Raw genomic sequence first — 23,602 nt, 5'->3', positions numbered from 1 at the left:
GCCCGGTGTGGCTGGCGATGCATCGCGATGTGCGTACCAGCGTGCGCATCCGCCGTGTGGTGGATTTCCTCCACGAGGAGCTGAAACGCTATTCGGCGGGTGCTGGCGCGAATTCGGCGCGGTGAGCGAGCCCGGCCATCAGCAACACGATGATCAGCAGTCCCGACATGGTGATGAAGATCGGGCCGAAGCTGGAATGCTCGGCAACGAAGCCGATCGCCGACGGCGCCACCAGTATGCCGCAGTATCCGATAGTGGTGACCACGCTCATGCCGGTGCCAGAAGACATGCCTTCCTGGTTGCCGCCGGCCGAAAAGATGATCGGCACCATATTGGCGATGCCGAAGCCGCAAAAGGCAAAGGCTGCAATGGCGAGCCAGGGCGAGGGCGCCAGGCCAGCCACCAGCATGCCGACCGCTGCTACCAGGGCCGACACGCGCAGCGTCGTCACCGCGCCGAAGCGATTGCGTATGCCGTCGCCGAAGAACCGCGTAATCGCCATGACGCCCGAAAATCCGGCGTAGGCGAGGCCGGCAACGGCAAGATCGGCGCCGAGCTCCTGGCGCAGATACAGGGCTGCCCAGTCGAGCACCGCGCCTTCGGAGATCATCGCCAGCAGCGCCATCAGTCCGATCAGATAAACCAGCGGGTTTGCCGGCAGTGCGAATTTGTGGTGCTCGGCTGCCTGCGGGCTGTCTTCGGTGAGGAGATGGCGAACGGCCACCGCGATCACCGCGAAGGCAAACACCGTTACCGCCGCCGCGTGGGCGAGGTGGCCGTAGTGCTGGATGGCAAAGCCGCCGAGGCCGCCGCCGGCGAAGCCGCCGAGACTCCAGAAGCCGTGCGAGGACGACATGACGGCGCGGGAGAGCCGCCGTTCGACCACCACGGCATTGGCATTCATGGCAACGTCCATGCCACCGATCGAGCCGCCGAAGATGATCATGGCCGCGGCCGCCAGCGGTACGTTGGGCGCCAGCGCCACGACCATCAGACCGAGGCTGCCGCACAGGGCGAACCAGCGCAGTACGGTGCGCGAGCCATGTCTGGAGATCAAATGGCCGCACCAGGTCATCGCGACGACGGCACCGACGCCGAATAAGAGAATCAGCAGGCCGAGCGTGAACTTCGAAATCTCCAGCCGGGTCAGGAACACCGGGATCTGCGGCGCCCAGCTGCCCGTCAGGAAGCCGTTGGCGAGAAAAATGGCCGCGAGCGCCCATCGTCCGCGAATGGCAGTCAGCTTGGCAATTGACGCGTTCATGAGGCGAATCCCGCTGAAAATGGCTTCGCGCGGCAAATTAGATCGATTCAATTTTCAGTCAAGGCTCTTTCGGGAAGCATTTTGGGCCAAACATAGCCTTAGGCGATCGCTGGGGCGACGGCGTCAATGATCCTGGGGGCGCCTTGCCTCGAATTCGGCCTTCTTGGCGTCGGAGGCCTCGGTCTGGTTCAGCGCCTGCCATTCCCCATAAGGCATGCCGTAGACGATCTCGCGCGACTGATCCTTGGTGAGATCGACGCCCTCGGCATTGGCTGCCTCGCGATACCAGTTCGACAGGCAGTTGCGGCAGAAGCCGGCGAGATTCATCAGGTCGATGTTCTGCACATCGTTGCGCTCGCGCAGATGCTCGACCAGCCGGCGGAAGGCGGCCGCTTCGAAGTCGCGTTGCTGCTCGTCGCTGAGTTCGGTCATCGAAACCTCCGTCATAGCGGCCCGGTGCGCGAGCCGAACATCTTCACCACATGTATATCGGGACGGCGGTCGATCGCGTCAACGATCGGCGCCAGCCGTTCGGCCCAGGCGAGCGCGCCCTTCTGGTCCGATATCAGATCCTGTCGGATCTCGATCAGCGCATGGGCGAAGCCGTTGACGATGGCGTGCTTGTACATGGTGTCGCCGCGCAGCGCGCCGTCATAGGGTTCGTTGTCGCCAACGACGAGGTTCTTGTCCTGCGACAGCATGTCTATCAAAGGCCGCGCCACGCGGTCGTCGAGGTCCCACAGGATGCCGACGTGCCAAGGACGCTGGATTCCTTGCATGGCCGGGGTGAAGGAATGCACCGAAAAGATGAAGGGCGTCTGGGCGGAAGCCTGTGCGACCGATGCGATCATGGCGCCGACGGCGTCGTGATAGGGCCGGTAGAACCCGTCGAGCCGCCTCTCGCGCTCATCGGCAGTAATGGGGTAATTCCCAGCTACGACAGTGCCGTCATAAAGCTGGCGAATGAGCGTCGGGTCGTCTTCGCCGCGATTGGGATCAATCAGCAGTCGCGAAAAATTGGCGAGCACCGCCGGCACGCCGAGCAGGGCAGCCAGTTCGCGCGTCACCGCCTCGACGCCGATGTCATAGGCGATGTGCCGGTCGAACTCGGCCGAGGGCAGGCCGAGGCTGCCGTAGTCGTCGGGCAGGTCGCGACGGGCATGATCGCCCAACAGCACGATGCCTCGCTTGCGGTCGCCCTCGATGATGTCGAAAGGCGCGAAAACTGTGGATCGGGTCATTGGCAGGAAATGGTCTGTTCGCGGGCTTCCGGGGAGGGTGCTATCGTCATTCCACGAAGACGACGCTTGCGCAATGCCGTTGTTTGGCCAAGGTTTCCCGGGAAATCTGGCACACGTCGGCGAATTGCGCGCCGGAGCCTTTCTAAATCGATTGGAATTGGACAAAACGGTGCGTTGACATGCGCCCGGACTTTTCCGAAAAGGGGCGCAGAGAGATGCTGATGTGGTTTTTGAGGGGTTTTCGGATGAGTTCCGCCGGCGGGCAGCGCATGCGCTCTGCCTTTGCCATGCCGCTCCTCACTTTTGCCATGGGCCTGTCGGCGATGGTTGTGGCTTCGCCGGCGCGTGCCGATTTCCGCGTCTGCAACGCCACGCAGAACCTGGTCGGTGTCGGCATCGGCTATCGCGCCAAGGCCGGCTGGATCACCGAAGGCTGGTGGCACATCGAGGGATCGAGCTGCAAGACGCTGATCGAAGGGCCGCTGTCATCAAGGTTTTACTATCTTTATGCAGAAGACGCCGAACGCGGTGGACGCTGGGACGGCCCGATCAATATGTGCGTGGCTGAAAAAGAGTTCAAGATCGCCGGCGTGACCGACTGCGTCGCCCGGGGCTTCCAGCGCGCCGGATTCCAGGAATATGACACGGGCGAACAGGCAAGCTGGATGGTCCAGCTGACCGATGAGTCCACAACGGGAGGCGCTCCAGCCGCCCCGGGAACAAACAGTCAATGAGACGTAGCCGCAAGGTCAAGATCCTAGCCACCATCGGTCCGGCCTCCTCGTCGGAGGAGATGCTGAAGAAACTGTTCGAAGCGGGCGCCGATGTGTTCCGCATCAATATGAGCCATACCGACCATGAACTGATGCGCACGCTGGTCGGACGCATCCGCGCTGTCGAGGAAGCGGTTGGCCGGCCGATCGGCATCCTGGCCGACCTGCAAGGACCAAAGCTGCGCGTCGGCAAGTTCGCCAATGGCAAGGAAGTGCTGACGCAAGGCCAGACCTTCACCCTCGACGACAATCCCGAGCCCGGCACCTCGACTAGGGTCTATCTGCCGCATCCGGAAATCCTGAGCTCGGTCGAAGCCGGCCATCGCCTGCTGATCGACGATGGCAAGCTCGAGCTGAAGGCGGTGAAGAGCGACGGCAAGTCGATCGTCTGCACCGTCGTCGCCGGCACCACGATTTCCGACAAGAAGGGCGTCAGCCTGCCCGACACCGACCTCCCGGTCGGCGCGCTGACCGAAAAGGACCGCAAGGATCTCGATGCCGTGCTGGCCACAGGCGTCGACTGGGTTGCGCTGTCCTTCGTGCAGCGGCCGGAGGATCTGGCCGAAGCGCGCAAGATCGCACGCGGCCGGGCGCTGATCATGGCCAAGATCGAAAAGCCGCAGGCCGTCGCCCGGCTGGCCGAGATCATCGAATTGTCCGACGCGCTGATGGTCGCCCGCGGCGATCTCGGCGTCGAGATGCCGCTCGAGGCGGTGCCCGGCATCCAGAAGCAGATCACGCGCGCGGCACGCCGCGCCGGCAAGCCGGTGGTGGTTGCAACGCAGATGCTGGAATCGATGATCACGGCGCCGGTGCCGACCCGCGCCGAAGTGTCCGATGTTTCGATCGCCGTCTTCGAAGGCGCCGATGCCATTATGCTGTCGGCGGAATCGGCGGCGGGTGCCTATCCCGTCGAGGCCGTGGCAATGATGAACCGTATCGCCACCAAGGTCGAAACCGATCCGACCTATGCCGGCATCATCAACGCCCAGCGCTCCGAGCCGGAGGCGACCGGCGCCGACGCCATTTCGCTGGCCGCGCGCGAGATCGCCGAAACGCTGAAGCTGTCGGCGATCATCACCTACACCGCATCGGGCACCACAGGCCTGCGCGCCGCCCGCGAGCGGCCGCAAGTGCCTGTTATCGCGCTGTCGCCGATCCTCAACACGGCGCGGCGGCTGTCGCTTTTGTGGGGCACGCATTGCGTCGTCTCACCCGACGCCGTCGATCTCGACGACATGGTCAATCGCGCCTGCCGCATCGCCTTCGACGAAGGCTTCGGCAAGCCTGGCGACCGCGTCATCATCACCGCGGGCGTGCCGCTGCGGACACCGGGTTCGACCAACATGCTGCGCATCGCCTATATCGGTTCGGACACACAAGTCAGCCGCTAGATTCCTGAAGCGTGTCGCCTCTGAACGGATTCAGGCGGCCCGCTTTAGGTCGGCGCGAGTTCGGCCTGCGGTACCTTGATATCGGCGCATCTGCCGGCGCCGTAGGCGTCGCCGGCGATGCGCGCCTCCACGGTCCTGGCCATCGCCTGCAGGTCTATATTCTTGCCAGCGACCTTCTCGATGGCGCCGACGGTCAGGTCGGTCGCGATCCAGTCTGGCTTGTGACCGAGATTGTGCACCCAGACGAGTTCGGCACCGGCAATGTCGCGCGCCAGGCCGACCGAATGGATATGTGCATAGACCACCTTGTCGCGATCGCCTGAAATGACCACGCTCGGCGCCTTGATCTCGGCGTAACGCGGTGCGGTGGCGAGCGCGTAGCGATAGAGCCCGGCGACATCGGTGGCGTTGGCACGAAAGGCTGTTGGTCGCAGCACCAGCGGGATAGAGGCCGAGGCGAGATAATTGTCAGGCACCTTGTTGGGCGAAAAGACGCAGGTGGTGGCGTCAGCCATCTGCAGGGCTCCCGCCGGATAGGTGAGCGCTTCGGAAAACAGCCAACCGAGCACCGGCATGGTGGTCAGATTGTAGTACCAGGCGGTTGCGCCGCCCGGCCATGGGTGGGTCGCCGGTGCGAGAAAGACGAGCCCGAGTGTCTTGTCTGGATGTTCGCGGCCAAAGGCCGATGTCACCACGCCGCCGAAGGAATGGCCGACGATGACAGCCTTCCTGATGCCGAGATGGTCCATCAGTGCGGCAATGGTGTTGGCCTGCGCCGACGGGTTCTCGTTGTTGGTGCCGCGACCCGACCAGCCGTGGCCTGGCCGGTCGAAGAACAGCATTTCGGCGCGGCCTTCGAGCAAGGGGCGCAGCGGCAGCATCTGGTCCCTGAGATTGGCGCTGGCGCCATGGATGAAGACGATCGGCGGCAACTCGGCATTGGCGGGCGCCGGAACATGGACATAGTGGATGCGGGCGCCGTCGATGTCGGCGAACTCGCCGATCGGCGGATTGCGACGCTCGATCAGCCATGAGCCGACGCGGGTGACGCCGACAAAGCCGAAGATAAGCGCCATCAGGAAGGCAAGGGCGGCGTAGATCAGGTTCATGAGGGAGATACGAGGTGGAGGGGGATAAGTTGTAGGGTAGGCAGTAGGCAGTAGGCAGTAGGCAGTAGGCAGTAGGCAGTAGGCAGTAGGCATGTGTGTTCCGCAGAGCGGTCTGAACCTACTGCCTAATCCCTACTGCCTATTCCCTCAAATACCTTCACCGGCAAGCTCCTCCGAAATCGTGCCGACCTGGTCCTGGGCGCTGCGCATCATCGGATAGATGGCCAGCACCTTTTGCCAGGCCTCGAGCGCCGATTGCTTGTGGCCGGTCAGCGCCATGATCTGCGCCAGGCCGGACAGCGCACCGAAATGGCGCGGCTCGAGCTGCAGCGTATGGTCGATGTCGGACATCGACTTGCCGTAGTTCTTCATCATGAAATGGACGGTGGCACGCCGGTTCCAGCCTTCGGCATAAGTCGGCTGCAAAGTCACCACCTGGTCGAGGAAATCGAGCGCGACGTCGAACTTCTGGCCCTCGACGGCTTTTTGCGACCATTGCATCATCAGGTCGATCGAGGCGCTGCCGGATTGCGACCACTCGCTCCAGATGTTGCCGGCGATGCGCTCGGCCGCCTTTTCGTTGCGCTCGCGTTTCAGGTCGCTGAACAGCTGATCGAGGCGGGCTTGTTTCGTCGATGCGGCGGGCGGCGCATCCTGAGTGGCCGGCGGCGCGACAGCATCATCCGCCCATGCCGGGCCATAAATGACGCCGGAAACAAGCAGAGATGTCAAAAATGCAAAAAGAATCCGCATCGCCGGACTCTAGTCCCAGGCGACGGAACGTCAAACTGAATTTGGCGTGAAAGGCCGGCAGGCGGCAACAACAAGCATCAAATGGGCGGAGGCGACAGCCTCCTGCCCGAAAACTCAGCCCTGACGTGCCTTGTAGCGCGGGGCGGTCTTGTTGATGATGTAGACGCGGCCCTTGCGGCGAACCAGCTGGTTGTCGCGATGACGCGCCTTCAGCGCCTTGAGCGAATTCTTGATCTTCATGGTCTTGCCTGTCGGTGTGGACCCGGTCCGGGTCGAAATTTTAAGGCGCGCCAGAAGACGCGCCTTTGAACTGTGGGAGGCTCATAAACGAGGAGCCTTGTCCCTGTCAACCGCAAGCGTGCTCCATAGCGGCTGTGAATCGTCTCTGTCATCAATTATCCGCCATGTCGGTCTGGCGGCATTGCGCGGCCCTGGGCCGGCTGGGATGATGCGGTCGCCTTGAAGTGATTTGGAGAGAACCATGCGCCGAATGTTCCTGTCCGCCTGCCTTGTCCTGCTGGCGGCAGCTTCGGTTGCGCGCGCGCAGGAATGCGACCGCAGCGACGACAGCCAGCAGATGATGAACATCTGTGCCGGCGAAGACTATCAGGCGGCCGACGCCAAGCTTAACAAGGCCTATCAGGATCTCACCAGCTCGGATGATGCCGGCGGCAAGAGATTGCTGCAGGTAGCGCAACGCGCCTGGATCGCTTTTCGCGATGCCGAGTGCGCGCATTCCACCGCCGCCAGCGAAGGCGGATCGATCCATTCGATGGAAGTTTCGCAATGCCTGACCAGATTGACCAATGATCGCGTCAAGCAGCTCGCTGCCGCGGCCAATTGCGAGGAAGGCGATGTGAGTTGCGCCAATCCAGGGCAAGACGAGAGCGACGAGGTGCAGTAGGCAACCTTATGCAACTTTATGAGGCGCGGCGGCTGATCCGGGTGAAATGACCCATCTTGCGGCCGGGACGCGCCTCGGCCTTGCCGTAGAGATGCAGCATCAGATCGGGCTCGGCGAGAAGCTCCGGGACGCGCAGCACATCGTCGCCGATCAGGTTTTCCATCACACAGTCGGAATGGCGGTCCGGGCCGCCGAGCGGCAGGCCTGCAATGGCGCGGATATGCTGCTCGAACTGCGAGACGATACAGGCGGCTTCCGTCCAATGGCCGGAATTGTGCACGCGCGGCGCGATCTCGTTGGCCAGCAGCGAGCCGTTGGCAAGCACGAAGAACTCGACGCCGATGACGCCGACATAGTTCAGCGCCGACAGGATCTTCGATGCCGCCGTTCGTGCGGCTTGCGCCGTCTCCGGCATAATGGCGGCCGGCAAGGTCGACGTATGGAGAATGCCGTTGCGGTGGATATTCTCGGCTGGATCGTAGGCGACGACCGCACCGTCCAGCCCACGCGCCGCGATCACCGATATCTCGCGCTCGAACGGCACGAAGGACTCCAGGACCAGCGGCACATTGCCCATCGCCTCGCAGGTGCCGGCGAAGCCCCCGGCTTCCATGTTGCGGAAGACGCGCTGGCCCTTGCCGTCATAGCCCATGCGGCGCGTCTTCAGGATGCCGCTGCCGTCGAACGCCTTGAGCGCCGCCGTCAACTGGTCATCATTGTCGACGGCGTGGAAATCGGCGGTGGCAATGCCGATGCCGTTGAGGAATGTTTTTTCGTCCACCCGGTCCTGCGCCACTTCCAGCGCACGCGCCGGCGGATAGACCGGAACCTTGGCGGCCAGCGCGCTGGCGGCTGCAACCGGGACGTTCTCGAACTCGTAGGTGACGACGGAACTCGAGCCTGCGAGTTCGGCAAGAGCGGCCGGGTCGTCATAGGCGGCTGTTATCTGCCGGTTGGCGACCTGTGCGGCCGGGCAATCCGCTTGCGGCTCCAGCACCACGGTGCGGTAGCCGAGGCGGGCGGCAGCAACAGCCAGCATGCGGCCGAGCTGGCCGCCGCCAATGATGCCAATGGTCGATCCGGCGGGCAGGCTCACGGCGTATCCGTCGGTTCGGTCGCGACCTTGGCGGTCTGCGCGGCGCGCCAGGCGTCCAGACGGACGGCAAGGCTGTCATCGTTCAGGGCCAGCACGGCAGCGGCCAGAAGCGCTGCGTTGGCGGCGCCAGCCTTGCCTATGGCCAGCGTGCCCACGGGAATGCCGGCCGGCATCTGGACAATGGACAGCAGCGAATCCTGCCCGGAAAGCGCTTTCGATTCCACCGGCACGCCGAACACCGGCAGCGGCGTCATCGCCGCCGTCATGCCGGGCAGGTGCGCCGCACCGCCGGCGCCGGCGATGATCACCTTGTAGCCGGCCGCCTTGGCGCCCTTGGCGAAATCATAGAGCCGGTCCGGTGTGCGGTGCGCGGAGATGATCAGCCGCTTGTGCGGGATGCCGAGTGCTTCCAGCGTTTCGGCCGCATGGCGCATCGTCGCCCAGTCGGACTGGCTGCCCATGATGATGGCGACGTCGGCGCGTTGATCGTCCAAGTCGGTGCTCCCCGGCGACAAAGGCGCGCCTTAGCGGAATTCGCGCGAGGCCGCAAGGATAGGCGGCCGCTGCTGCGGTCTGGCAAGACGGAAACCAGCCGGTCAGATGCCGTCGCGCTCGGCCTCTGGCGTCGAGACCAGCAAGGCCGAAGCCGTGTTGGCGGCGGTGATGGCCGCCCGCATGGTCTGCCCACGGGCAAGTCCCGCGGCCAGCGCGCCAACGAATTCATCGCCGGCGCCATGCGTGCTGGCGACCTTGACCGGGACGGCCGGCAGCGCGAAGGCCTCGCCGGTCTGGTCGCAGCAGGCGACGCCCTCGCCGCCCGCCGTGACAATCGCCACCGGATAAAGATCGGCCAATAGCCGTGCGGCTTGCGCGGCGCCGTCGAGTGTCTCGACCACCGCCACGCCGGCCAGGAATTCCGCCTCGATCGCGTTCACCACCAATATGTCGACCAGGGCGATCAACTCCTCAGAGAGTTTGCGCGCGGGGGCCGCGTTGAGCACGACGTGGCCGCCCCGTGCCTTGACTGCGCGTGCAGCGGCAATGTTGGCGGCTTCCGGCACTTCGTTCTGCAGCAGGAGCACCGCCGTCTGTCCCACCACATCGGAAGCAGAGGCAATGTCGGCATGGCCCAGTGTCAGATTGCTGCCCGAGACGATCACCGCGCCATAGTCGCCGCCTGCGTCGAAGATCGCCACGCTCATGCCGGAGCCGGCACCAGCGGCCACCCGCACGAAGCGGCGGTCGACCTTGGCGCGATTGAGATTGGCCAGCAACGCCCGCCCGAAATCATCGTCGCCGACGGCGCCGATCATCGCCGCGCGCACGCCGGCCCGCGCCGCCGAGACAGCCTGGTTGCCGCCCTTGCCGCCGCATTTCGGGTGCCAGGCATGGCCGGTCACCGTCTCGCCCTTGCGCGGGCGGTCGGGCGCGTCGACCATGATATCGTAATGCAAGCTGCCGAACACGGTGACCAGCGGCGTTGTCGTCATGAGCCCCGGTCTTTTCGTTTCGATGTCACCGCCGACATGGTGCGGCCGAGATTGCGCTCCGCCGCCTGATAATCACGCTGCGCCACCGCCACGAACAGCGCGTCGAGGATGTTGAGCTGGGCAATGCGCGCCGCTGCGTTCTCGCCCATCAACGGCGAGCCTTGCGCGGTCGAGCAAAGCACGATGTCGGCGACCGCAGCCAGCGGCGAGTTGTCGTAGTTGGTGATGGCCAGCGTGCGGGCACCGTTCTTGCGGGCCAGCTGGATGGCGTCGATGACGGCCGACGTGTTGCCCGAATGGGAGAAGCCGACGGCGATGTCGTCGCCGCCGAGCAGCGAGGCCGACATCAACATCATATGCGAATCGTCATAGACGGATGCGCGGATGCCGATGCGCAGAAACTTGTGCGAGACATCGCGGGCGATCTGCGCCGAGCCGCCGACGCCATAAAAATCCCGGTTCTTGGCACGGAAGAGCAGCTCGGCGGCGCGGTCGAAATCCTCGATGTCGAGGATCGCCAGCGTCTCCTCCAGCGCCTGGATGGAGGTGCGAAACACTTTTTGCACGATCTCGGCCGAACTGTCGTCGGATGACAGTTCCTGGTGCATCTCGGCGGTCGGCAGGCGACTGTATTCATAGACGGCGGTGCGGAAGTCGCGATAGCCGGAAAAGCCGAGCTTCTTGGCGATTTTGACCACCATCGCCTCGGACACGCCGGACTCTTCGGCGATCTGTTTCAGCGGAATGCTCTCGTCGAAACCGCGCCGGCCGAAGACGGTTTCCACCACCTTCGCCTCCAACGGGGTGAGATGCGGCATCATCATGCGGATGCGCGGTCCTACCGCTTTCAGGTCCAGCCCGCTCAAGGTCATCCACGCCCCCTCGTCACGCGATCGATAAGCATCGCGGCGAGGATTATAAGACCAGTTGCCAGAAGCTGATAGAAGGACTGGACGTTCATCAGCGTCAAACCGTTGCGCATAGCGCCGAGGATGACGGCGCCCAGGATGGTGCCGACGATGCTGCCCTTGCCGCCCATCAGCGAGGCGCCGCCGATGGCGGCAGCCGCGATGGCGTCGAGTTCCCAGAGATTGCCGAGGATAGGCTCGGCGGCGCCAAGCCGGCCGATCAGGATCTGCGCGGCAAGCGCCGCCAGCAGGCCCGAGATCATGTAGGCGGCGATCTTGGTGCGGGCAATCGGCACGCCGGCGATGTAGGCCGCCTCCTCGTTGCCGCCGACGGCAAGCAGATATTCGCCGAAGGGCGTCTTCTTCAAAACGACCCAGGCGACGACAGCCACGCAGGCGACGATGATGACCGCCAGAGGCAGTCCAAACAGCGATCCGTTGAAGATGGCGCGAAAGCTTGGCGGAAGGCCGAGCACCGGATTGCCGCCGGTGTAGATCAGCGCCAGCGCCCGATAGGTGCTGAGCGTTCCCAACGTGACGATGAAGGGCTGCAGCCCGACATAGGCGACGAGCACGCCGTTGACGAGGCCGCAGGCAAGGCCAATGGCGAAGCCGGCGGCGATGGCCAGCGGAAACGGCACGCCGGCGACCATCATAGAGGCCGAGATGACGGCCGAGAGTGCCGCCGTCGGCCCGACCGACAGGTCGATGCCGCCGGAGATGATGACCAGCGTCATGCCGAGTGCGAGACAGGCATTGATGCTCGACTGCTGCAGGATGTTGATCAGGTTACGCTCGGCGAAGAAGCCGGGCACCAGCGCGCCGAATACGGCCAGGATCACGACAAGGCCGATCAGCGTGCCGGCGTCGCGCATGGAAACGCCGCGCAGGAATTCGGCGCGTGGCCGCACCAGAGTGGTATCCGACATATCCGTCACCTCTGCCGTGCCGGCTGTGCGGCCGGCGTTTGCGTTTGCGGGATGGCGTGCGCCGCGATCGCCTGTTCGCTGATATCGTCTCTGTGGAGTTCGGCCGCGATCGTGCCGTCGCGCATGACCAGCACGCGGTCGGCAAGCCGGATCACTTCGGGGAGTTCGGAGGAGACGACGATCACGGCATGGCCCTCGGCGGCGAGTTCCTCGATCAGATGATAGATCTCCGCCTTGGCGCCGACATCGATGCCGCGTGTCGGCTCGTCGAACAAGAGGATGCGCGTTCCCGCGGCCAGCCAGCGGCCGATGATCGCCTTCTGCTGGTTGCCGCCGCTGAACAGGCGGATCGGCCGGTCGAGCAGGAACGGGCGCAGATTGACGCGGCTCATCCTGTCGACCGCCAACTGTTTCAGCCTGGTGTGATCGATGACGCCGCGCGGCGCGAATACGTTCATCGAGGCCAGCGCCATGTTGCTGGTGATCGAGCGCAGCGGCACGATGCCTTCGCGCTTGCGCTCCTCCGGCACCAAGCCGATGCCCGCGGCAATCGCATCGCGTGGGCTGGCGAACCGCGCCGCCTTGCCGTCGATTGCAATGGTGCCGGCCGTGGCGCGATCGGCGCCGGCCAGGAGCCGCAAAAGTTCAGTGCGGCCGGAACCGACCAGGCCGGCAATACCCAGCACCTCGCCGCGGTGCAGATCGAACGACACGTTGCGCACCTTCGTCGCCGAGGAGAGGCCACGCGCGCTTAGCATGACCTTGTTCGTGGCATGGGAATTATGGTGTTCCTGCGCCAGTTCGCGGCCAACCATCATCGCCACGACCGTTTTCTCCGACAGGTCTTTCAGATCGACGGAATCGACGACGACGCCGTCGCGCATGATGGTGGCGCGCCGGCAGATGCCGAACACCTCATCCAGCTTGTGCGAGACATAGACGACGGCGACGCCATCGCGCGCCAAACCTGTAATGACTTGCGCGAGCCGTTCGAATTCGCTCGGCGTCAGGCTCGATGTCGGCTCGTCCATGGCGACGATGCGGGCGCGATCGAGCAATGCCCTGGCAATCTCGACAATCTGCCGCTGCGCCACCTTCAGAGTGCCGAGCGGGGCGGCTGGATCGATAGAGGGGTCGATGGCTGCAAGAGCCTCGGTGGCGCGGCGCTCCTGCTCTCTGCTGGCGACGAAGATGCCGCCGCGCGTCAGCGGATGGCCGAGGAACATGTTCTGGGCGACGCTGAGGCGCGGCACCTGCTGCAATTCCTGATGGATCATGGCGACGCCCGCAGCGCGCGCGGCAACCGGGTTGGCGAGTGTAACCGACTTGCCGTCGATGAGGACGCTTCCCGCTGTCGGCCTGTAGACGCCAGACAGGATGCGCAGCAGCGTCGACTTGCCGGCGCCGTTTTCGCCGAGCAGGCCGTGGATTTCACCGGCCGCGACCGAGAACGAAACGCCGTCAAGCGCCCGTACGGCCGGAAACAGCTTGGAAATGCCCTGGAATTGCAGCCGGGGTGACATCGGGTTCTATCTCCGGGCAACGGTGCCGGACAGAAGCGAATTGCTCTGGCCGGCATCCGCCGATTGGCTTACTGGCCTGTAGCCGCGTCCTCGAGCAGTGCCTTGCGCGCGCCGGCGCCGGAATAGCGATCGGCATTGTCCTTGGTGATCAGCGCCTGTGGTGTGGCGACGACGCGCGGCAGCTTCTGTCCCGCGACGAGTCGCAGAGCTGTTTCCAGCGCCACTTCGCCGGTCAGCACCGGGAAACTGTCGACCGTGCCGGTCAGTTCGCCGGCCCGTATGGAGGCATAGGCATCGGAAATGCCGTCGGTGCCGAAGACCGCAACCTTGTCCTGCAGGCCGGCGGCCTTGACTGCCTCGACGATGCCGAGCGCCATGCCGTCATTGTTGGCATAGAAGCCGATCAGGTCGGGGTGCTGCTGCAGGATGTTGGTGGCCGCATCATAAGAGGTCTGGCGGTCCCAGTTGCCGGGAACGCTGGCGACAACCTCGAACTTGCCTCCCTCGGTGATGGTCGACTTGAAGCCGTCGGTGCGCTGGACGGCGGCATAGACGCCAGCCTGGCCTTCGACGATGGCAACCTTGCCGCCATTCGGGCGATTCTTGATGAACCATTTGGCGACGCGCACGCCATTATCGCGTTGGACATTGCCGACATAATGTTCGGCCTGTGGGATAACGGCGTCATTGACGTTGACCACCGGCACGTTGGCGGCCTTGGCCTGCTCCATGATCGGCTGCAGATTGGCATCCGTCTGCGGCGAGACGAGCAGCACGTTGTAGCCCTGCGTCACCAAGCCTTCGGCAATGGTGAGCTGGCCGAGCTGGTCGCCCTCGCTCTGCGCTGCCTGATAGACGACGGGAACTCCGACCTTGGCGCCGAATGCCGTGTAGCCCTCGCCCAGCGAGCGCCAGTATTCATTGGTCAGCGTCTTGGAGACCGCGCCTGCCTTGGTGCCTTCGGGCAGCTTGGGGAACGCGCCGAACTTGGCCTCGACCTGCGACCAGTCGATGCGGTCCTTTTCCGTGTCGGAATTGAGCGGCGCGAGGTCGGCGGAAAAGGCAGAGCCGATCGAGAGCGCCATCAGTGCGGCGGTAGCGGTGGCAAGCAGAAGTTTCATTGTATTCCTCCCTGGTTGAAAAACGGCGATGGCGCGGATGCCTCAGCTATCCGGCCCGAGCATGATTTCCTGGATGATGGCCTGCGACGTAACGGCATCCTGGCTGTCCATGGCGGCGGACAGGCGATTGTCCTGCTCCAGCCGGTCGACGACGCGCAGCATGCGCTTGACGGTGGCGATGTTGACTTCGCACTCGCGCACCGGATCGAGCCCGGTCATGTCAGGGAACGTGTCGAAATAGATGGCGCCGGCGTAACCGTCGCGGCGAATCTGCCTGAGCAGCTCGATGGTCTGCAGCGTGTGCACCGCGCCGACCATCAGGCCGTCGTCGCGCTTGGCGTAGCCGTCGTTCAGGTGCACGCCGAGCAGCTTGCTGTGACGCGCCACCAGGGCCGCGGCAAAGGCCGGCTGTTCGTCGGCGTAGAGCACATGAGCGAAATCGAGCGTGACGCCGAGATTAGGCAGGCCGACATCGCGGATCGCCAGCAAGGTCGTCGCCGCATCCGGCATCAGGCTGTAGGAGCGTGGTTCGTTCGGTTTGTATTCAAGGCTGATCTGACAGTCGGGATCATGTGCCGCAACTTCACGAATCCCATCAATTTCGTGTTGCCAAAGCGTCGAATAGTCGGCCTGGAAGGCGTAGTCGAAGCCATCCTGGCCGAGCCACAGCGTCATCAGGCTGGCGCCGGCCTCACGCACGGCATCGATGCCGGCCTTGGTCAGGTCGATGGCCTCGCGACGCACCGCCGGATCCGGATTGGTGAAAGCGCCGAGCTTGAAGGCGGGGTTGGAGTAGTAGCGCATGGCAAAGCCATTGATGGAGAGCCCAAGATCGCCCAGTTTCAGGGCGATTTCCGTGGGCTTTTCACCGACGTGGTCAGGAAAGTTGAGATCAAGATCGGTAAGCCCCTCGACCTTGGCGGCGCGCGCCGCCATCTGCAGCAGCGACGGCTTGCCGGTAAGATCGGGCCACTCGGCCTGCGGTCGCGAGGCAAAGGAATTCAGGCGCGTGGCGAAACGAGTGGCTGTCATGATCGATCCTTCAATCGTCATGACTTCACATAAAGAAAGATATTTGTAAAGTTATTGTTTTGAGAGGCTACGAAGCGGCCACCAAGCTGGACCCGCCAAGGCGCGCAAAGGGAGCCGGCAGTTTCCCGGCCGGTGCCCTGGAGAGCCCGTCAGGCCAATAGGCGCATGATGGCGCGTGCTGGTTACGGCCGGCGCATTTCAGGTAGCGATTCGCCGGGTGTTCAATCTGGCCAGCGTAAGACGCCGGACGAATCCTTGCGGGCGAGTTTCATCGCATCGGCCGGGCGGTCCTTGGCGGTCAATACGGCGCGCAACCGTTCGGCGACGATCTCAGCCTCGCCGGGATGGAGGTTGCAGGGATCGAGGAAGAAATGGCCGCGCTCCACCTCATGGTTGCGCACGATGATCGGCGGCGAGCCCGCCGCCAATGCCGAGGTGAGGCCGGCCGCCGTGAACCGGCTTTCGGGCAGTACAAATATCTGAAGCCGATCGAGAGGGTTGGCGGTCGGATCGGGAATGATCTGCGCGACAATGCCCGGCAGCCCCTGCAACGTCTCCTTCCACAGGTTGAGCGCGGCGTCTTCGCGGCGGCGGATGCCGGCATGGTCGCGCTTTTCCCAGGCTTCCAGTGCGGCCATGGTGCCGGCGATGCTCTCCTTGCCGACCTTCATGGCGCGGGCGACGCCGCGGTTCTGGAGATAGGCGGTGCGAACCAGATCCTTGCGCCCGGTGACGATGCCGCTGGTCGGCCCACTCAGGAATTTGTGGCCGCTGTAGATGACAATGTCGGCGCCGCGCGCGAGGAAGCCGCGCAGATCATACTCTGAAGCCGCATCCACGATCACAGGGACGCCCCTGGCGTGGCAGATCTCGCAGAATTCCTCCAGCGACAGCATGCCATACTGCACGGTGTGGTGCGCAACGACATAGAGGCCCGCCGCCGTGCGGTCGTTGATCGCGTCGCGCACATGATAGTCCTGCGTCACGCTGACCGTGCCGGCCGGCACGACCCTGGCGCCCGCCAGCCGGACCGACTGGTCGATCGGCGCACCATAGTTGACGATGTGGCCGAGCTGGACGATGACCTCCGACTTGAGGCCTTCCGTGTTATCAGGCAGCCGCTCGATGGCGAGCAGATTGGTCCCCGTCATCGCACCGGCGATCGCCATGGTGATGCCGCTGGCGCAGCAGGCAGTGATGAAACCGGCCTCGCCGCCGGTCAGGCGCGCGACGATCGTGCTTGCGGCACGTTGCAGGTCATCCATTTCCACCCATTGCGAGGCCATTTCCGCCATGGCGCTGATCGCTTCGGGGACAATGATCGACGCGCCGAGCGCGGTCATCGTGCCGGAGACATTGATGATCGGGCGAAGGCCGAGCCGTTCGCGGATGGTGGTGTTGGAGCCGTCGGTGGAAGTGGTTTTCATCTCTCGGATTCCATTCTTCTAAAGGTCAGGCGGCGATCTCGACAACCGCCTCGATTTCAACGGTGATGTTTCCAGGCAAGGAGCCGACGCCGATCGCCGAGCGGGCATGGCCGCCGATATTGTCGAACACATCGGCAAACAGGTCGGAACAGCCATTGACCACTTTCGGATGGTCGCTGAAGGTCGGTATGGCGTTGACGAAGCCGAGCAGCTTGACGACGCGCACGATCCGGCCAAGGTCGCCAGTGGCTGCGTGCATGACGGCAAGCAGATTGAGGCCGGTGAGGCGGGCATGGCCATAAGCCTCCTCGACGGTGACATCCTCCCCCACCTTGCCGGTAAACAGCGTGCCGTCGGTGCGCAGCGGACCCTGACCGGACAGGAAGATCAGCCGGCCGCTTTCGGCATGGGTGACGAAGTTGGCGATCGGTGTCGGCGGCTCGGGCAGCGTCAGGCCCAACGCGGCGAGCCGGATATAAGGCGTCATGAAAGAAGGCTCCTTGCGACAGCGTTGGCTGTCCCGTTCTAGAAATGCGAGGCGCGGAAGCGTGCCAGGAAGGTGCGCAGGCGCTCATTGTCGGTGTCCGCCGCCAGGATTTCGGCGGGTGGGCCCGCCGCGCTGACGCCGCCATCGGCCATGAAGATGATGCGGCTCGAAGCATCTCGGGCAAAGGCCATTTCGTGCGTGACCATCACCATCGTCATGCCGTCCTCGGCCAGGCTGCGCACGACCTCGAGCACCTCGCCGACCAGTTCCGGGTCGAGCGCGGAGGTTATCTCGTCGAGAAGCAGGATCTTCGGCCCCATGGCCACTGCGCGGGCAATGCCGACGCGCTGCTGCTGGCCGCCGGACAGTTCGGCGGGCAGGCTGTCGGCCTTGTGGGCGAGGCCGACCCGGCCGAGCCAGTGTTCGGCGATGGTGCGCGCTTCGGCGTTGCTCTTGCCGCGCACCTTGGTGAGGCCAAGCATGATGTTGCCGGCGGCTGTCAGGTGCGGAAAGAGGTTGAAGCTCTGGAACACCATGCCGGTCTCGGCGCGCATCGCGGCGAGATCGCGTTCGCTGCGACGCTGGCGGGTTCCGGCTTCGCGAAAGCCGACCTCCTTGCCGTCGATGCGGATCGAACCACTGTCATAGCTTTCGAGAAAGTTGACGCAACGCAGCAGCGTGGTCTTGCCGCTGCCGGAGGGGCCGATGACCGTCACCACCTCGCCCTTCGCCACCTGCAGGCTGACCGAACGCAGGACCTGGACGGTCCCAAAGGCTTTGGAAACGTCCTGGACGTCGAGAAGGGCCGGGGTGTTTTTCGGACTTGTGGACATTGCTATTCCCGGATGAAGGAGAAACGCCGCTCGAGCCGACGGCTGGCGAGCGAAAGGGCATAGTTGACCGCGAAGTAGATGAGCGCGCCGAGGATATAGAGCGGCATGGCCTCATAGGTGCGGCCGATGACCTGGTTGATGGCCTGCATCAGGTCGGTGATGCCGAGCAGCGATACCAGCGCGCTGCCCTTGACCGCATCGGTGACGCCGTTGATCCAGGGCGGCAGGAAGCGCCTGAACGCCTGTGGGAAAATGACGTAGGCGAGCCGCTGGCGAAAGGTGAGTCCGATCGCCATCGCCGCCTCGGACTGCCCTTTCGGAATGGAGCCGACAGCACCTCTGAAATATTCGACGACCTGAGCTGTCTTGAACAGGGTCAGCGCCAGCACTGCGGCCCAGAACGACGGCAGATGAAGCCCAACGGCCGGCAGTCCGTAATAGACAAAGAAGATGAGCACCAGGATCGGGATGCCGCGGATGGTGTCGCTGAAGATGCGCACGGCCCATTGCAACGGCACCGGGCCATAGACTAGGCCGACGCCCATGATCACGCCGGCGATCAACGAAAACACCACGACCAGCAGGGATACCCACAGTGTCAGGGCAAAGCCCTGGGCGAGGAAAGGCAAGGCATAGGCTATCTGGGTCAGCATGTCAGCGCGCCGCCCTGAACCGGCGCTCGACGAGCCGAAGCGCAAAAAGCAAGATGTAGCCGGTCACCAGATACATCGCCGTGACCACGAGATAGACCTCGACGATGCGGAAGGTGTTGAAGTTGATCCACTGGGCGCCATAGGTCAGCTCCGGCACCGAAATGACCGAGGCGACGGAGGTGTCCTTGAACAGCGATATGAAGGTGTTGGACAATGCCGGCAAGGTGATGCGCAGCATGGTCGGCAGGCGCACGTTGAGCAGCCTTTGCCAGGGCGTCAGGCCGATTGCCTTGCCGGCGTCCAACTGTCCGCGCGGAACGGCTTCGAGCCCGGAGCGAAACACCTCGACCAGATAGGCGCCGCTATAGAGCGACAGCGTGACGACGAACGAGGTCGGCGCGCTGTAGGCGATGTCGACCACTGTCGGCAGGCCGTAGAAAACGAGGTAGACGAGCAGGATCAGCGGCACGTTGCGGATGAATTCGACGTAGGCGGCGATGATGGTGCGCACGATGCGTCCGGCAGACACGTACCAGACCGCCAAAACCAGACCGATGACGGTGCCGATGGCGATCGATATGACGGCGAGTTCGAGACTGAGCAGCAGTCCGCCCCACAGCTTGTCGAAGTGCCGCCAGATCAGGTTGAAATTAAGGGCATAGCCCATGCGTCCGCCTCAGTGCCGCAGGCTTAGAGCAGTTCACCGTTTCACGGAAACGGCGACCCGCTCTAACTCTTTGTTTGACGCAATTCCGGACGAAAAACCGTTTCACACTTCCTGGAATTGCTCTAGGGAGGCGGAAGGGCGCTGGATACGCCCTCCCGCCTGATGCAGATCAGATGGCCGGGAAGCCGGGATGGCGCGCCGGCGGCTCCTGTCCGAAATAGTCCTTGAAGGCGGCATCGTAGAGTGCGTTTTCGTGGCCGAACATGGCGATGGTGAAGGTCGCGTTGACGAAGGTCAGCCAGTCAAGGTCGCCTTGCCGGAGTGCCGCGCCATAAAGCATGCTCAGCCAGCTCTTGCCGGCGTCGAAATATCTGTCCGGATTGCGCGAGGCGAGCCAGCGTACCGTGGACAGATCGACGGCAGCGGCGTCGACGCGTTTCGATTCCAGTGCCTGCAGCACGTTGGCCTGGGTATCGATCTGCATGACCTGGCACTCGGGCAGCACCGAATGCACCTGCGCCTCGGCATCGACATTCTGCAGGATGGAGACGCGTGTCGCCGAGCCGCCGGCAAGCAACTTGTCGAAGGTCTTGTTCTCGGCGGTCGGAAGGCTCAGCAGGGCGACGCCCTCGACGTAGTAAGGCCGGGAAAAGTTGACCAGCTGCGAGCGCTGGGCGCTCATCGTCATGAACTGAATGGTGATGTCGACCTTGTTGGTGGTGACGTTGGGGATGCGCTGTGCCGGATCCTGCATCACGAACTCGACCTTGGTCGGATCATCGAAAAGGCCCTTGGCAAGAATGCGCCCCATGGTGATGTCCATGCCGACGAGTTCGCCGGCATCGTTCTCGAAGTGCCACGGCGCGTTGGTGCTGCCGGTGCCGACGATCAGCTTGCCGCGATCGAGCACGGTGCGCAGCAGGCTGTCGGGTGCTGCCTGAGCAGCGGCCTTCTGGGCATCGACGGCTACCGCCGCACCCACGACGCCGGCCGTGGCCAGTCCCGCCATTCCCAATTTCAGAAAATCACGTCTTCCGGATGTGTCGTTCACGGCGACCTCCTTTCGTTTGTGTTCCCCTTGCACAGGCAATACACGCGTCAGTGACGTCGAAGCGATTGTCTCTTACAAGAGACGTGTGTATCCTGTACAGGACAGATACTAACACCGGGAATCAACAATGCAAGATGGCAATGCCTCGGCACTTTCAGCCGGCGAGAAGATTTCGGGCTCCCGTGAAAAGGGGCTCAACCGGGTGCTCGAGATTCTGGAGTTTCTTCACACGACCCAGCGCGCGATCGGCATTGGCGACCTTGCCAAGGGCGTGAACGCGCCCCGTTCGACGATCTATACGCTGGTGCGGTCGCTGGTCGATGCGGGACTGCTGGAAATGGAAGGCGACGGCAATCGCGTCTATTTCGGCAAGAAGCTCTATCTCTACGGAATGGACTATGTGCGGGGCAACGACCTGTTGAGGCGGGGGCGCCAGGAGGTCGACAATCTGTCGCGCGAGACCGGCGAGACTTCCGAACTGTGCATGCTGCAGAGCGGCCGCTATACGATCGTCCATGCGAGTCCCGGCACCAGGCCGTTCCGCATCAGTTCCGCCACCGGCTTGCAGATACCGCTGCCCTGGACGGCCTCGGGGCGGCTGCTTCTGGCTGGGCTGGAGAAGGCTGAGATCGAAGACATGGTGTCAAACGACGATCTCGTGCTGCCCGACGGGCGCAAACTGCGGCTCGACGATTTCGTCGCCGACATCGCAAAAGCGCGGATCACCGGCTATTGCGTCACTTCGGGCCTTGTCGATGCCTATACCAAGTGCCTTGCCGCGCCGGTGTTTTCAGCGCCGGGCAAGGTCGAGGCGACGATGTGCCTGGTGGTCCCCATCGATACATCCGAGGGGCGGACCGGCGAACTTATCGGCCTGCTGCGTGATCGTGCCGCGAAGCTTTCGATCGCCGGGTAGCGCGAGCGAGCGAACGCCAACTCACGCAATGATGTCGGGAATGATCTTGTCTTCCAGCGCCATCAGCCGGTCCTTCAGGAACAGCTTCTTCTTCTTCATGCGCTGGATCTGCAGCGGATCGCAGGCCATGGCGATCATCGCGTTGATGGCCGCATCGAAATCGGCGTGTTCCTGCTTCAGGCGGGAAAATTCTAGGCGAATATCGGCCTGTTCCTGATCGGACATTCTCTACCGTCTGCACGTCTGCGGCGCCCAAAACTGGGCCTGATTGGGCGGGACCGGGTGTTTTGTCACCGGCGTGCAGCCCATATCACATTTCAAGGTGTCGTGGAATGCTACCACGGATCATTCGACATCGCGGCTGGATGGTGGCACAGTGTCATTGTGCCGTCACAGAAGCGAACCTGCGGTGGACGCGCCGTGACGGTTGCAATCGAGGAAACCATGAAAGGGAGAACCAATCATGTCTCTTGCATCCCATCTTGATGAGTTGCAGCGGAAACACGGCGACATCGAACGCGAACTCGATGACGCGATGAATCATCCATCGGTCGACGACCTCGAAATCGTGAATCTCAAGCGACGCAAGCTGGCACTCAAGGACGAGATTGAAAAACTAAGAGGGAAACCGACCACGCATTGATGCCCTCCTGACATAGCCGCTTACCATCCGCGGCCTCTTTTCCCGGCGGCACCTGCCGCCGGCATGGTGGTTTTGATTTCCAGCACTGGGCACATCGGCCGAGGCTGGACTACCACTTGGCTCAATTTCCGCTTCGGCCGTCGCCCGTTTCGCCAGATCATCGATTGTTTCTGGCCCCTGGCGGCGGGCCGATTCTGGCCAGTGGCGACCTGTCGCCATTGACAAGCCATCTTTGCTCCTCCACCTCATGCCCGGACTTTAGCGCATCGGCCCGGAGCGCATTTGTGCGTCCAAGTGGACGCATGGCGCTCCAGAGACAAAAGGCTGCCGGCATGACCGGATATTTTTCCTCACCTTTCCCCCGCCGCACCTCGGTCGGCGTCGATGTCGGCGGCGTGGTCGTCGGCGGCGGCGCGCCAGTTGTCGTGCAGTCGATGACCAACACCGACACGGCCGATGTCGACCAGACTGTTGCGCAGGTTGCAGCACTCCACCGGGCCGGCTCCGAGATCGTGCGCATCACCGTCGATCGCGACGAGAGTGCCGCCGCCGTGCCGCGCATTCATGAGCGACTTCAGCGGCTTGGCATCAACGTGCCGCTGGTCGGCGATTTCCACTATATCGGCCACAAGCTCTTGGCCGATCATCCGGCCTGTGCCGAGGCGCTGGCCAAATATCGCATCAATCCGGGCAATGTCGGCTTCAAGGACAAGAAGGACCGGCAGTTCGCGGCGATTGTCGAGATGGCGATCAAACACGACAAGCCGGTGCGCATCGGCGTCAACTGGGGCTCGCTCGACCAGGAGCTTTTGACCCGGCTGATGGACGACAACCAGGACAAGGATTTTCCGCTGACGGCGCAAGAGGTGACGCGCGAGGCGATCGTGCAGTCGGCAATCCTGTCGGCCGAGATGGCGGAAGAGATCGGCCTTGGCCGCGAGAAGATCATCCTGTCGGCCAAGGTCAGCGGCGTGCAGGACCTGATCGCCGTCTATACCGAGCTTGCCACCCGCTCCAACCATGCGCTGCATCTCGGCCTCACCGAAGCTGGCATGGGCTCGAAAGGCATCGTGGCTTCTTCGGCCGCGATGGGCATCCTGCTGCAGCAAGGCATCGGCGACACCATCCGGATCTCGCTGACGCCGGAGCCGAATGGCGACCGCACGCGTGAGGTGCAGGTGTCGCAGGAGCTGCTGCAGACCATGGGGTTCAGGCAGTTCGTGCCGATCGTCGCCGCTTGCCCCGGCTGCGGCCGCACGACCTCGACCGTGTTCCAGGAACTTGCCCAGAACATCCAGGCGGACCTGCGCAAGAACATGCCGGTGTGGCGCGAAAAATATCCCGGCGTCGAGAACCTCAAGGTCGCGGTGATGGGTTGCATCGTCAAC

At 63.5% G+C, this 23,602-nt stretch carries 27 protein-coding genes and 1 pseudogene; 7 read left to right on the top strand and 21 right to left on the bottom strand.

The window, feature by feature from the left end; genetic code table 11:
- Positions 1-125, top strand: a pseudogene (locus EOB59_RS35945) (LysR family transcriptional regulator); the annotation flags it as partial.
- On the opposite strand, the gene EOB59_RS04565 reads toward EOB59_RS35945, so the two are convergent.
- From EOB59_RS04565 to EOB59_RS04555, 3 genes are all read right to left on the bottom strand, one after another.
- Positions 89-1,264, bottom strand: a complete 1,176-nt coding sequence (locus EOB59_RS04565) for an MFS transporter (protein WP_127809053.1) — start codon at positions 1,262-1,264, stop codon at positions 89-91. The pseudogene EOB59_RS35945 and the gene EOB59_RS04565 sit on opposite strands and share 37 nt — an antisense overlap.
- 123 nt (positions 1,265-1,387) lie before the next feature.
- Positions 1,388-1,696 (bottom strand): DUF1244 domain-containing protein, encoded by a 309-nt coding sequence (locus EOB59_RS04560; RefSeq protein WP_027037142.1) that lies wholly within the window; start codon positions 1,694-1,696, stop codon positions 1,388-1,390.
- 11 nt (positions 1,697-1,707) lie between these two features.
- The gene (locus tag EOB59_RS04555; RefSeq protein WP_127809054.1) at positions 1,708-2,505 is read right to left on the bottom strand and encodes an N-formylglutamate amidohydrolase; all 798 of its coding nucleotides are present in this window, start codon (positions 2,503-2,505) and stop codon (positions 1,708-1,710) included.
- Positions 2,506-2,750: 245 nt separating this feature from the next.
- Between EOB59_RS04555 and EOB59_RS04550 the strand changes: the two genes are divergently transcribed.
- A complete protein-coding gene (locus EOB59_RS04550; protein ID WP_127327661.1) occupies positions 2,751-3,239 on the top strand; it encodes a DUF1036 domain-containing protein in 489 nt (162 codons plus the stop codon).
- Positions 3,236-4,672, top strand: a complete 1,437-nt coding sequence (gene pyk / locus EOB59_RS04545) for a pyruvate kinase (protein ID WP_013529204.1) — start codon at positions 3,236-3,238, stop codon at positions 4,670-4,672. Before EOB59_RS04550 ends, pyk begins: the two co-directional genes overlap by 4 nt.
- Before the next feature lie 44 nt (positions 4,673-4,716).
- Here the strand turns inward: pyk and EOB59_RS04540 are convergent, their stop codons facing one another.
- The 3 genes from EOB59_RS04540 to ykgO form a co-directional block, all read right to left on the bottom strand.
- Positions 4,717-5,781, bottom strand: a complete 1,065-nt coding sequence (locus EOB59_RS04540; protein ID WP_128287763.1) for an alpha/beta hydrolase — start codon at positions 5,779-5,781, stop codon at positions 4,717-4,719.
- A 147-nt stretch (positions 5,782-5,928) separates the two neighbouring features.
- A complete protein-coding gene (locus EOB59_RS04535; protein ID WP_128287762.1) occupies positions 5,929-6,534 on the bottom strand; it encodes a hypothetical protein in 606 nt (201 codons plus the stop codon).
- Positions 6,535-6,648: 114 nt separating this feature from the next.
- A complete protein-coding gene (gene ykgO / locus EOB59_RS04530; protein ID WP_006327841.1) occupies positions 6,649-6,774 on the bottom strand; it encodes a type B 50S ribosomal protein L36 in 126 nt (41 codons plus the stop codon).
- 241 nt (positions 6,775-7,015) lie between these two features.
- On the opposite strand from ykgO, the gene EOB59_RS04525 reads away from it, so the two are divergent.
- Positions 7,016-7,438 carry a lysozyme inhibitor LprI family protein gene (locus tag EOB59_RS04525; protein ID WP_128287761.1) on the top strand — a complete coding sequence of 141 codons (423 nt, stop codon included), beginning with the start codon at positions 7,016-7,018 and terminating at the stop codon, positions 7,436-7,438.
- 16 nt (positions 7,439-7,454) lie between these two features.
- Here EOB59_RS04525 and EOB59_RS04520 read toward each other — a convergent pair whose 3' ends face one another.
- The 14 genes from EOB59_RS04520 to EOB59_RS04455 form a co-directional block, all read right to left on the bottom strand.
- Positions 7,455-8,534: a 5-(carboxyamino)imidazole ribonucleotide synthase gene (locus EOB59_RS04520; RefSeq protein WP_128287760.1), complete on the bottom strand. Its 1,080-nt coding sequence runs from the start codon at positions 8,532-8,534 to the stop codon at positions 7,455-7,457.
- A complete protein-coding gene (purE, locus tag EOB59_RS04515) occupies positions 8,531-9,028 on the bottom strand; it encodes a 5-(carboxyamino)imidazole ribonucleotide mutase (protein WP_128287759.1) in 498 nt (165 codons plus the stop codon). The genes EOB59_RS04520 and purE overlap by 4 nt, the downstream gene beginning before the upstream one ends.
- Before the next feature lie 102 nt (positions 9,029-9,130).
- Positions 9,131-10,024, bottom strand: coding sequence for a ribokinase (locus EOB59_RS04510; RefSeq protein ID WP_128287758.1), 894 nt, complete (start codon positions 10,022-10,024; stop codon positions 9,131-9,133).
- The gene (locus tag EOB59_RS04505) at positions 10,021-10,896 is read right to left on the bottom strand and encodes a MurR/RpiR family transcriptional regulator (RefSeq protein ID WP_013529211.1); all 876 of its coding nucleotides are present in this window, start codon (positions 10,894-10,896) and stop codon (positions 10,021-10,023) included. Before EOB59_RS04505 ends, EOB59_RS04510 begins: the two co-directional genes overlap by 4 nt.
- Positions 10,893-11,861 (bottom strand): ABC transporter permease, encoded by a 969-nt coding sequence (locus EOB59_RS04500; RefSeq protein WP_127382409.1) that lies wholly within the window; start codon positions 11,859-11,861, stop codon positions 10,893-10,895. Before EOB59_RS04500 ends, EOB59_RS04505 begins: the two co-directional genes overlap by 4 nt.
- Before the next feature lie 5 nt (positions 11,862-11,866).
- Positions 11,867-13,384, bottom strand: coding sequence for a sugar ABC transporter ATP-binding protein (locus EOB59_RS04495; RefSeq protein WP_128287757.1), 1,518 nt, complete (start codon positions 13,382-13,384; stop codon positions 11,867-11,869).
- Between the two features lie 68 nt (positions 13,385-13,452).
- Positions 13,453-14,505, bottom strand: a complete 1,053-nt coding sequence (locus EOB59_RS04490) for a substrate-binding domain-containing protein (RefSeq protein WP_128287756.1) — start codon at positions 14,503-14,505, stop codon at positions 13,453-13,455.
- A 42-nt stretch (positions 14,506-14,547) separates the two neighbouring features.
- On the bottom strand, positions 14,548-15,537 hold the full coding sequence (locus tag EOB59_RS04485; protein ID WP_127809061.1) for a TIM barrel protein: 990 nt from the start codon (positions 15,535-15,537) through the stop codon (positions 14,548-14,550).
- Between the two features lie 221 nt (positions 15,538-15,758).
- Positions 15,759-16,964 (bottom strand): aminotransferase class V-fold PLP-dependent enzyme, encoded by a 1,206-nt coding sequence (locus EOB59_RS04480; RefSeq protein ID WP_128287755.1) that lies wholly within the window; start codon positions 16,962-16,964, stop codon positions 15,759-15,761.
- A gap of 25 nt (positions 16,965-16,989) precedes the next feature.
- The gene (locus EOB59_RS04475) at positions 16,990-17,451 is read right to left on the bottom strand and encodes a RidA family protein (protein WP_128287754.1); all 462 of its coding nucleotides are present in this window, start codon (positions 17,449-17,451) and stop codon (positions 16,990-16,992) included.
- A 38-nt stretch (positions 17,452-17,489) separates the two neighbouring features.
- Positions 17,490-18,284, bottom strand: coding sequence for an amino acid ABC transporter ATP-binding protein (locus EOB59_RS04470; protein ID WP_127272345.1), 795 nt, complete (start codon positions 18,282-18,284; stop codon positions 17,490-17,492).
- 2 nt (positions 18,285-18,286) lie between these two features.
- Positions 18,287-18,937, bottom strand: coding sequence for an amino acid ABC transporter permease (locus EOB59_RS04465; RefSeq protein ID WP_023810936.1), 651 nt, complete (start codon positions 18,935-18,937; stop codon positions 18,287-18,289).
- A gap of 1 nt (position 18,938) precedes the next feature.
- Entirely contained in the window at positions 18,939-19,604 is a 666-nt protein-coding gene (locus EOB59_RS04460; protein ID WP_023810937.1) for an amino acid ABC transporter permease, read from the bottom strand.
- Between the two features lie 169 nt (positions 19,605-19,773).
- Positions 19,774-20,655, bottom strand: a complete 882-nt coding sequence (locus EOB59_RS04455) for a transporter substrate-binding domain-containing protein (protein WP_127267516.1) — start codon at positions 20,653-20,655, stop codon at positions 19,774-19,776.
- A 127-nt stretch (positions 20,656-20,782) separates the two neighbouring features.
- Here EOB59_RS04455 and EOB59_RS04450 point away from each other — a divergent pair, with 127 nt between their 5' ends.
- Positions 20,783-21,571, top strand: a complete 789-nt coding sequence (locus EOB59_RS04450) for an IclR family transcriptional regulator (protein WP_127399021.1) — start codon at positions 20,783-20,785, stop codon at positions 21,569-21,571.
- Positions 21,572-21,592: 21 nt separating this feature from the next.
- On the opposite strand, the gene EOB59_RS04445 is transcribed toward EOB59_RS04450, so the two are convergent.
- Positions 21,593-21,796 (bottom strand): DUF465 domain-containing protein, encoded by a 204-nt coding sequence (locus EOB59_RS04445; RefSeq protein WP_013529216.1) that lies wholly within the window; start codon positions 21,794-21,796, stop codon positions 21,593-21,595.
- A 238-nt stretch (positions 21,797-22,034) separates the two neighbouring features.
- Between EOB59_RS04445 and EOB59_RS04440 the strand changes: the two genes are divergently transcribed.
- Positions 22,035-22,214 carry a YdcH family protein gene (locus tag EOB59_RS04440; RefSeq protein WP_128287753.1) on the top strand — a complete coding sequence of 60 codons (180 nt, stop codon included), beginning with the start codon at positions 22,035-22,037 and terminating at the stop codon, positions 22,212-22,214.
- Between the two features lie 332 nt (positions 22,215-22,546).
- Positions 22,547-23,602: (E)-4-hydroxy-3-methylbut-2-enyl-diphosphate synthase (ispG, locus tag EOB59_RS04435; RefSeq protein ID WP_245486524.1), on the top strand; the 1,056-nt coding region annotated here is incomplete at its 3' end.

This window comes from Mesorhizobium sp. M7A.F.Ca.MR.176.00.0.0 (genome assembly GCF_004023165.1).
Taxonomy (GTDB): domain Bacteria; phylum Pseudomonadota; class Alphaproteobacteria; order Rhizobiales; family Rhizobiaceae; genus Mesorhizobium.
This window is presented reverse-complemented; position numbering and strand designations above follow the sequence as displayed.

What these genes read in the sequence shown, in the direction of transcription:
- EOB59_RS04565 (WP_127809053.1), bottom strand. Translation starts at nt 1,264, where the DNA reads ATGAACGCGTCAATTGCCAAGCTGACTGCCATTCGCGGACGATGGGCG.
- EOB59_RS04560 (WP_027037142.1), bottom strand. Translation starts at nt 1,696, where the DNA reads ATGACCGAACTCAGCGACGAGCAGCAACGCGACTTCGAAGCGGCCGCC.
- EOB59_RS04555 (WP_127809054.1), bottom strand. Translation starts at nt 2,505, where the DNA reads ATGACCCGATCCACAGTTTTCGCGCCTTTCGACATCATCGAGGGCGAC.
- EOB59_RS04550 (WP_127327661.1), top strand. Translation starts at nt 2,751, where the DNA reads ATGAGTTCCGCCGGCGGGCAGCGCATGCGCTCTGCCTTTGCCATGCCG.
- pyk (WP_013529204.1), top strand. Translation starts at nt 3,236, where the DNA reads ATGAGACGTAGCCGCAAGGTCAAGATCCTAGCCACCATCGGTCCGGCC.
- EOB59_RS04540 (WP_128287763.1), bottom strand. Translation starts at nt 5,781, where the DNA reads ATGAACCTGATCTACGCCGCCCTTGCCTTCCTGATGGCGCTTATCTTC.
- EOB59_RS04535 (WP_128287762.1), bottom strand. Translation starts at nt 6,534, where the DNA reads ATGCGGATTCTTTTTGCATTTTTGACATCTCTGCTTGTTTCCGGCGTC.
- ykgO (WP_006327841.1), bottom strand. Translation starts at nt 6,774, where the DNA reads ATGAAGATCAAGAATTCGCTCAAGGCGCTGAAGGCGCGTCATCGCGAC.
- EOB59_RS04525 (WP_128287761.1), top strand. Translation starts at nt 7,016, where the DNA reads ATGCGCCGAATGTTCCTGTCCGCCTGCCTTGTCCTGCTGGCGGCAGCT.
- EOB59_RS04510 (WP_128287758.1), bottom strand. Translation starts at nt 10,024, where the DNA reads ATGACGACAACGCCGCTGGTCACCGTGTTCGGCAGCTTGCATTACGAT.
- EOB59_RS04505 (WP_013529211.1), bottom strand. Translation starts at nt 10,896, where the DNA reads ATGACCTTGAGCGGGCTGGACCTGAAAGCGGTAGGACCGCGCATCCGC.
- EOB59_RS04500 (WP_127382409.1), bottom strand. Translation starts at nt 11,861, where the DNA reads ATGTCGGATACCACTCTGGTGCGGCCACGCGCCGAATTCCTGCGCGGC.
- EOB59_RS04495 (WP_128287757.1), bottom strand. Translation starts at nt 13,384, where the DNA reads ATGTCACCCCGGCTGCAATTCCAGGGCATTTCCAAGCTGTTTCCGGCC.
- EOB59_RS04490 (WP_128287756.1), bottom strand. Translation starts at nt 14,505, where the DNA reads ATGAAACTTCTGCTTGCCACCGCTACCGCCGCACTGATGGCGCTCTCG.
- EOB59_RS04485 (WP_127809061.1), bottom strand. Translation starts at nt 15,537, where the DNA reads ATGACAGCCACTCGTTTCGCCACGCGCCTGAATTCCTTTGCCTCGCGA.
- EOB59_RS04480 (WP_128287755.1), bottom strand. Translation starts at nt 16,964, where the DNA reads ATGAAAACCACTTCCACCGACGGCTCCAACACCACCATCCGCGAACGG.
- EOB59_RS04475 (WP_128287754.1), bottom strand. Translation starts at nt 17,451, where the DNA reads ATGACGCCTTATATCCGGCTCGCCGCGTTGGGCCTGACGCTGCCCGAG.
- EOB59_RS04470 (WP_127272345.1), bottom strand. Translation starts at nt 18,284, where the DNA reads ATGTCCACAAGTCCGAAAAACACCCCGGCCCTTCTCGACGTCCAGGAC.
- EOB59_RS04465 (WP_023810936.1), bottom strand. Translation starts at nt 18,937, where the DNA reads ATGCTGACCCAGATAGCCTATGCCTTGCCTTTCCTCGCCCAGGGCTTT.
- EOB59_RS04460 (WP_023810937.1), bottom strand. Translation starts at nt 19,604, where the DNA reads ATGGGCTATGCCCTTAATTTCAACCTGATCTGGCGGCACTTCGACAAG.
- EOB59_RS04450 (WP_127399021.1), top strand. Translation starts at nt 20,783, where the DNA reads ATGCAAGATGGCAATGCCTCGGCACTTTCAGCCGGCGAGAAGATTTCG.
- EOB59_RS04445 (WP_013529216.1), bottom strand. Translation starts at nt 21,796, where the DNA reads ATGTCCGATCAGGAACAGGCCGATATTCGCCTAGAATTTTCCCGCCTG.
- EOB59_RS04440 (WP_128287753.1), top strand. Translation starts at nt 22,035, where the DNA reads ATGTCTCTTGCATCCCATCTTGATGAGTTGCAGCGGAAACACGGCGAC.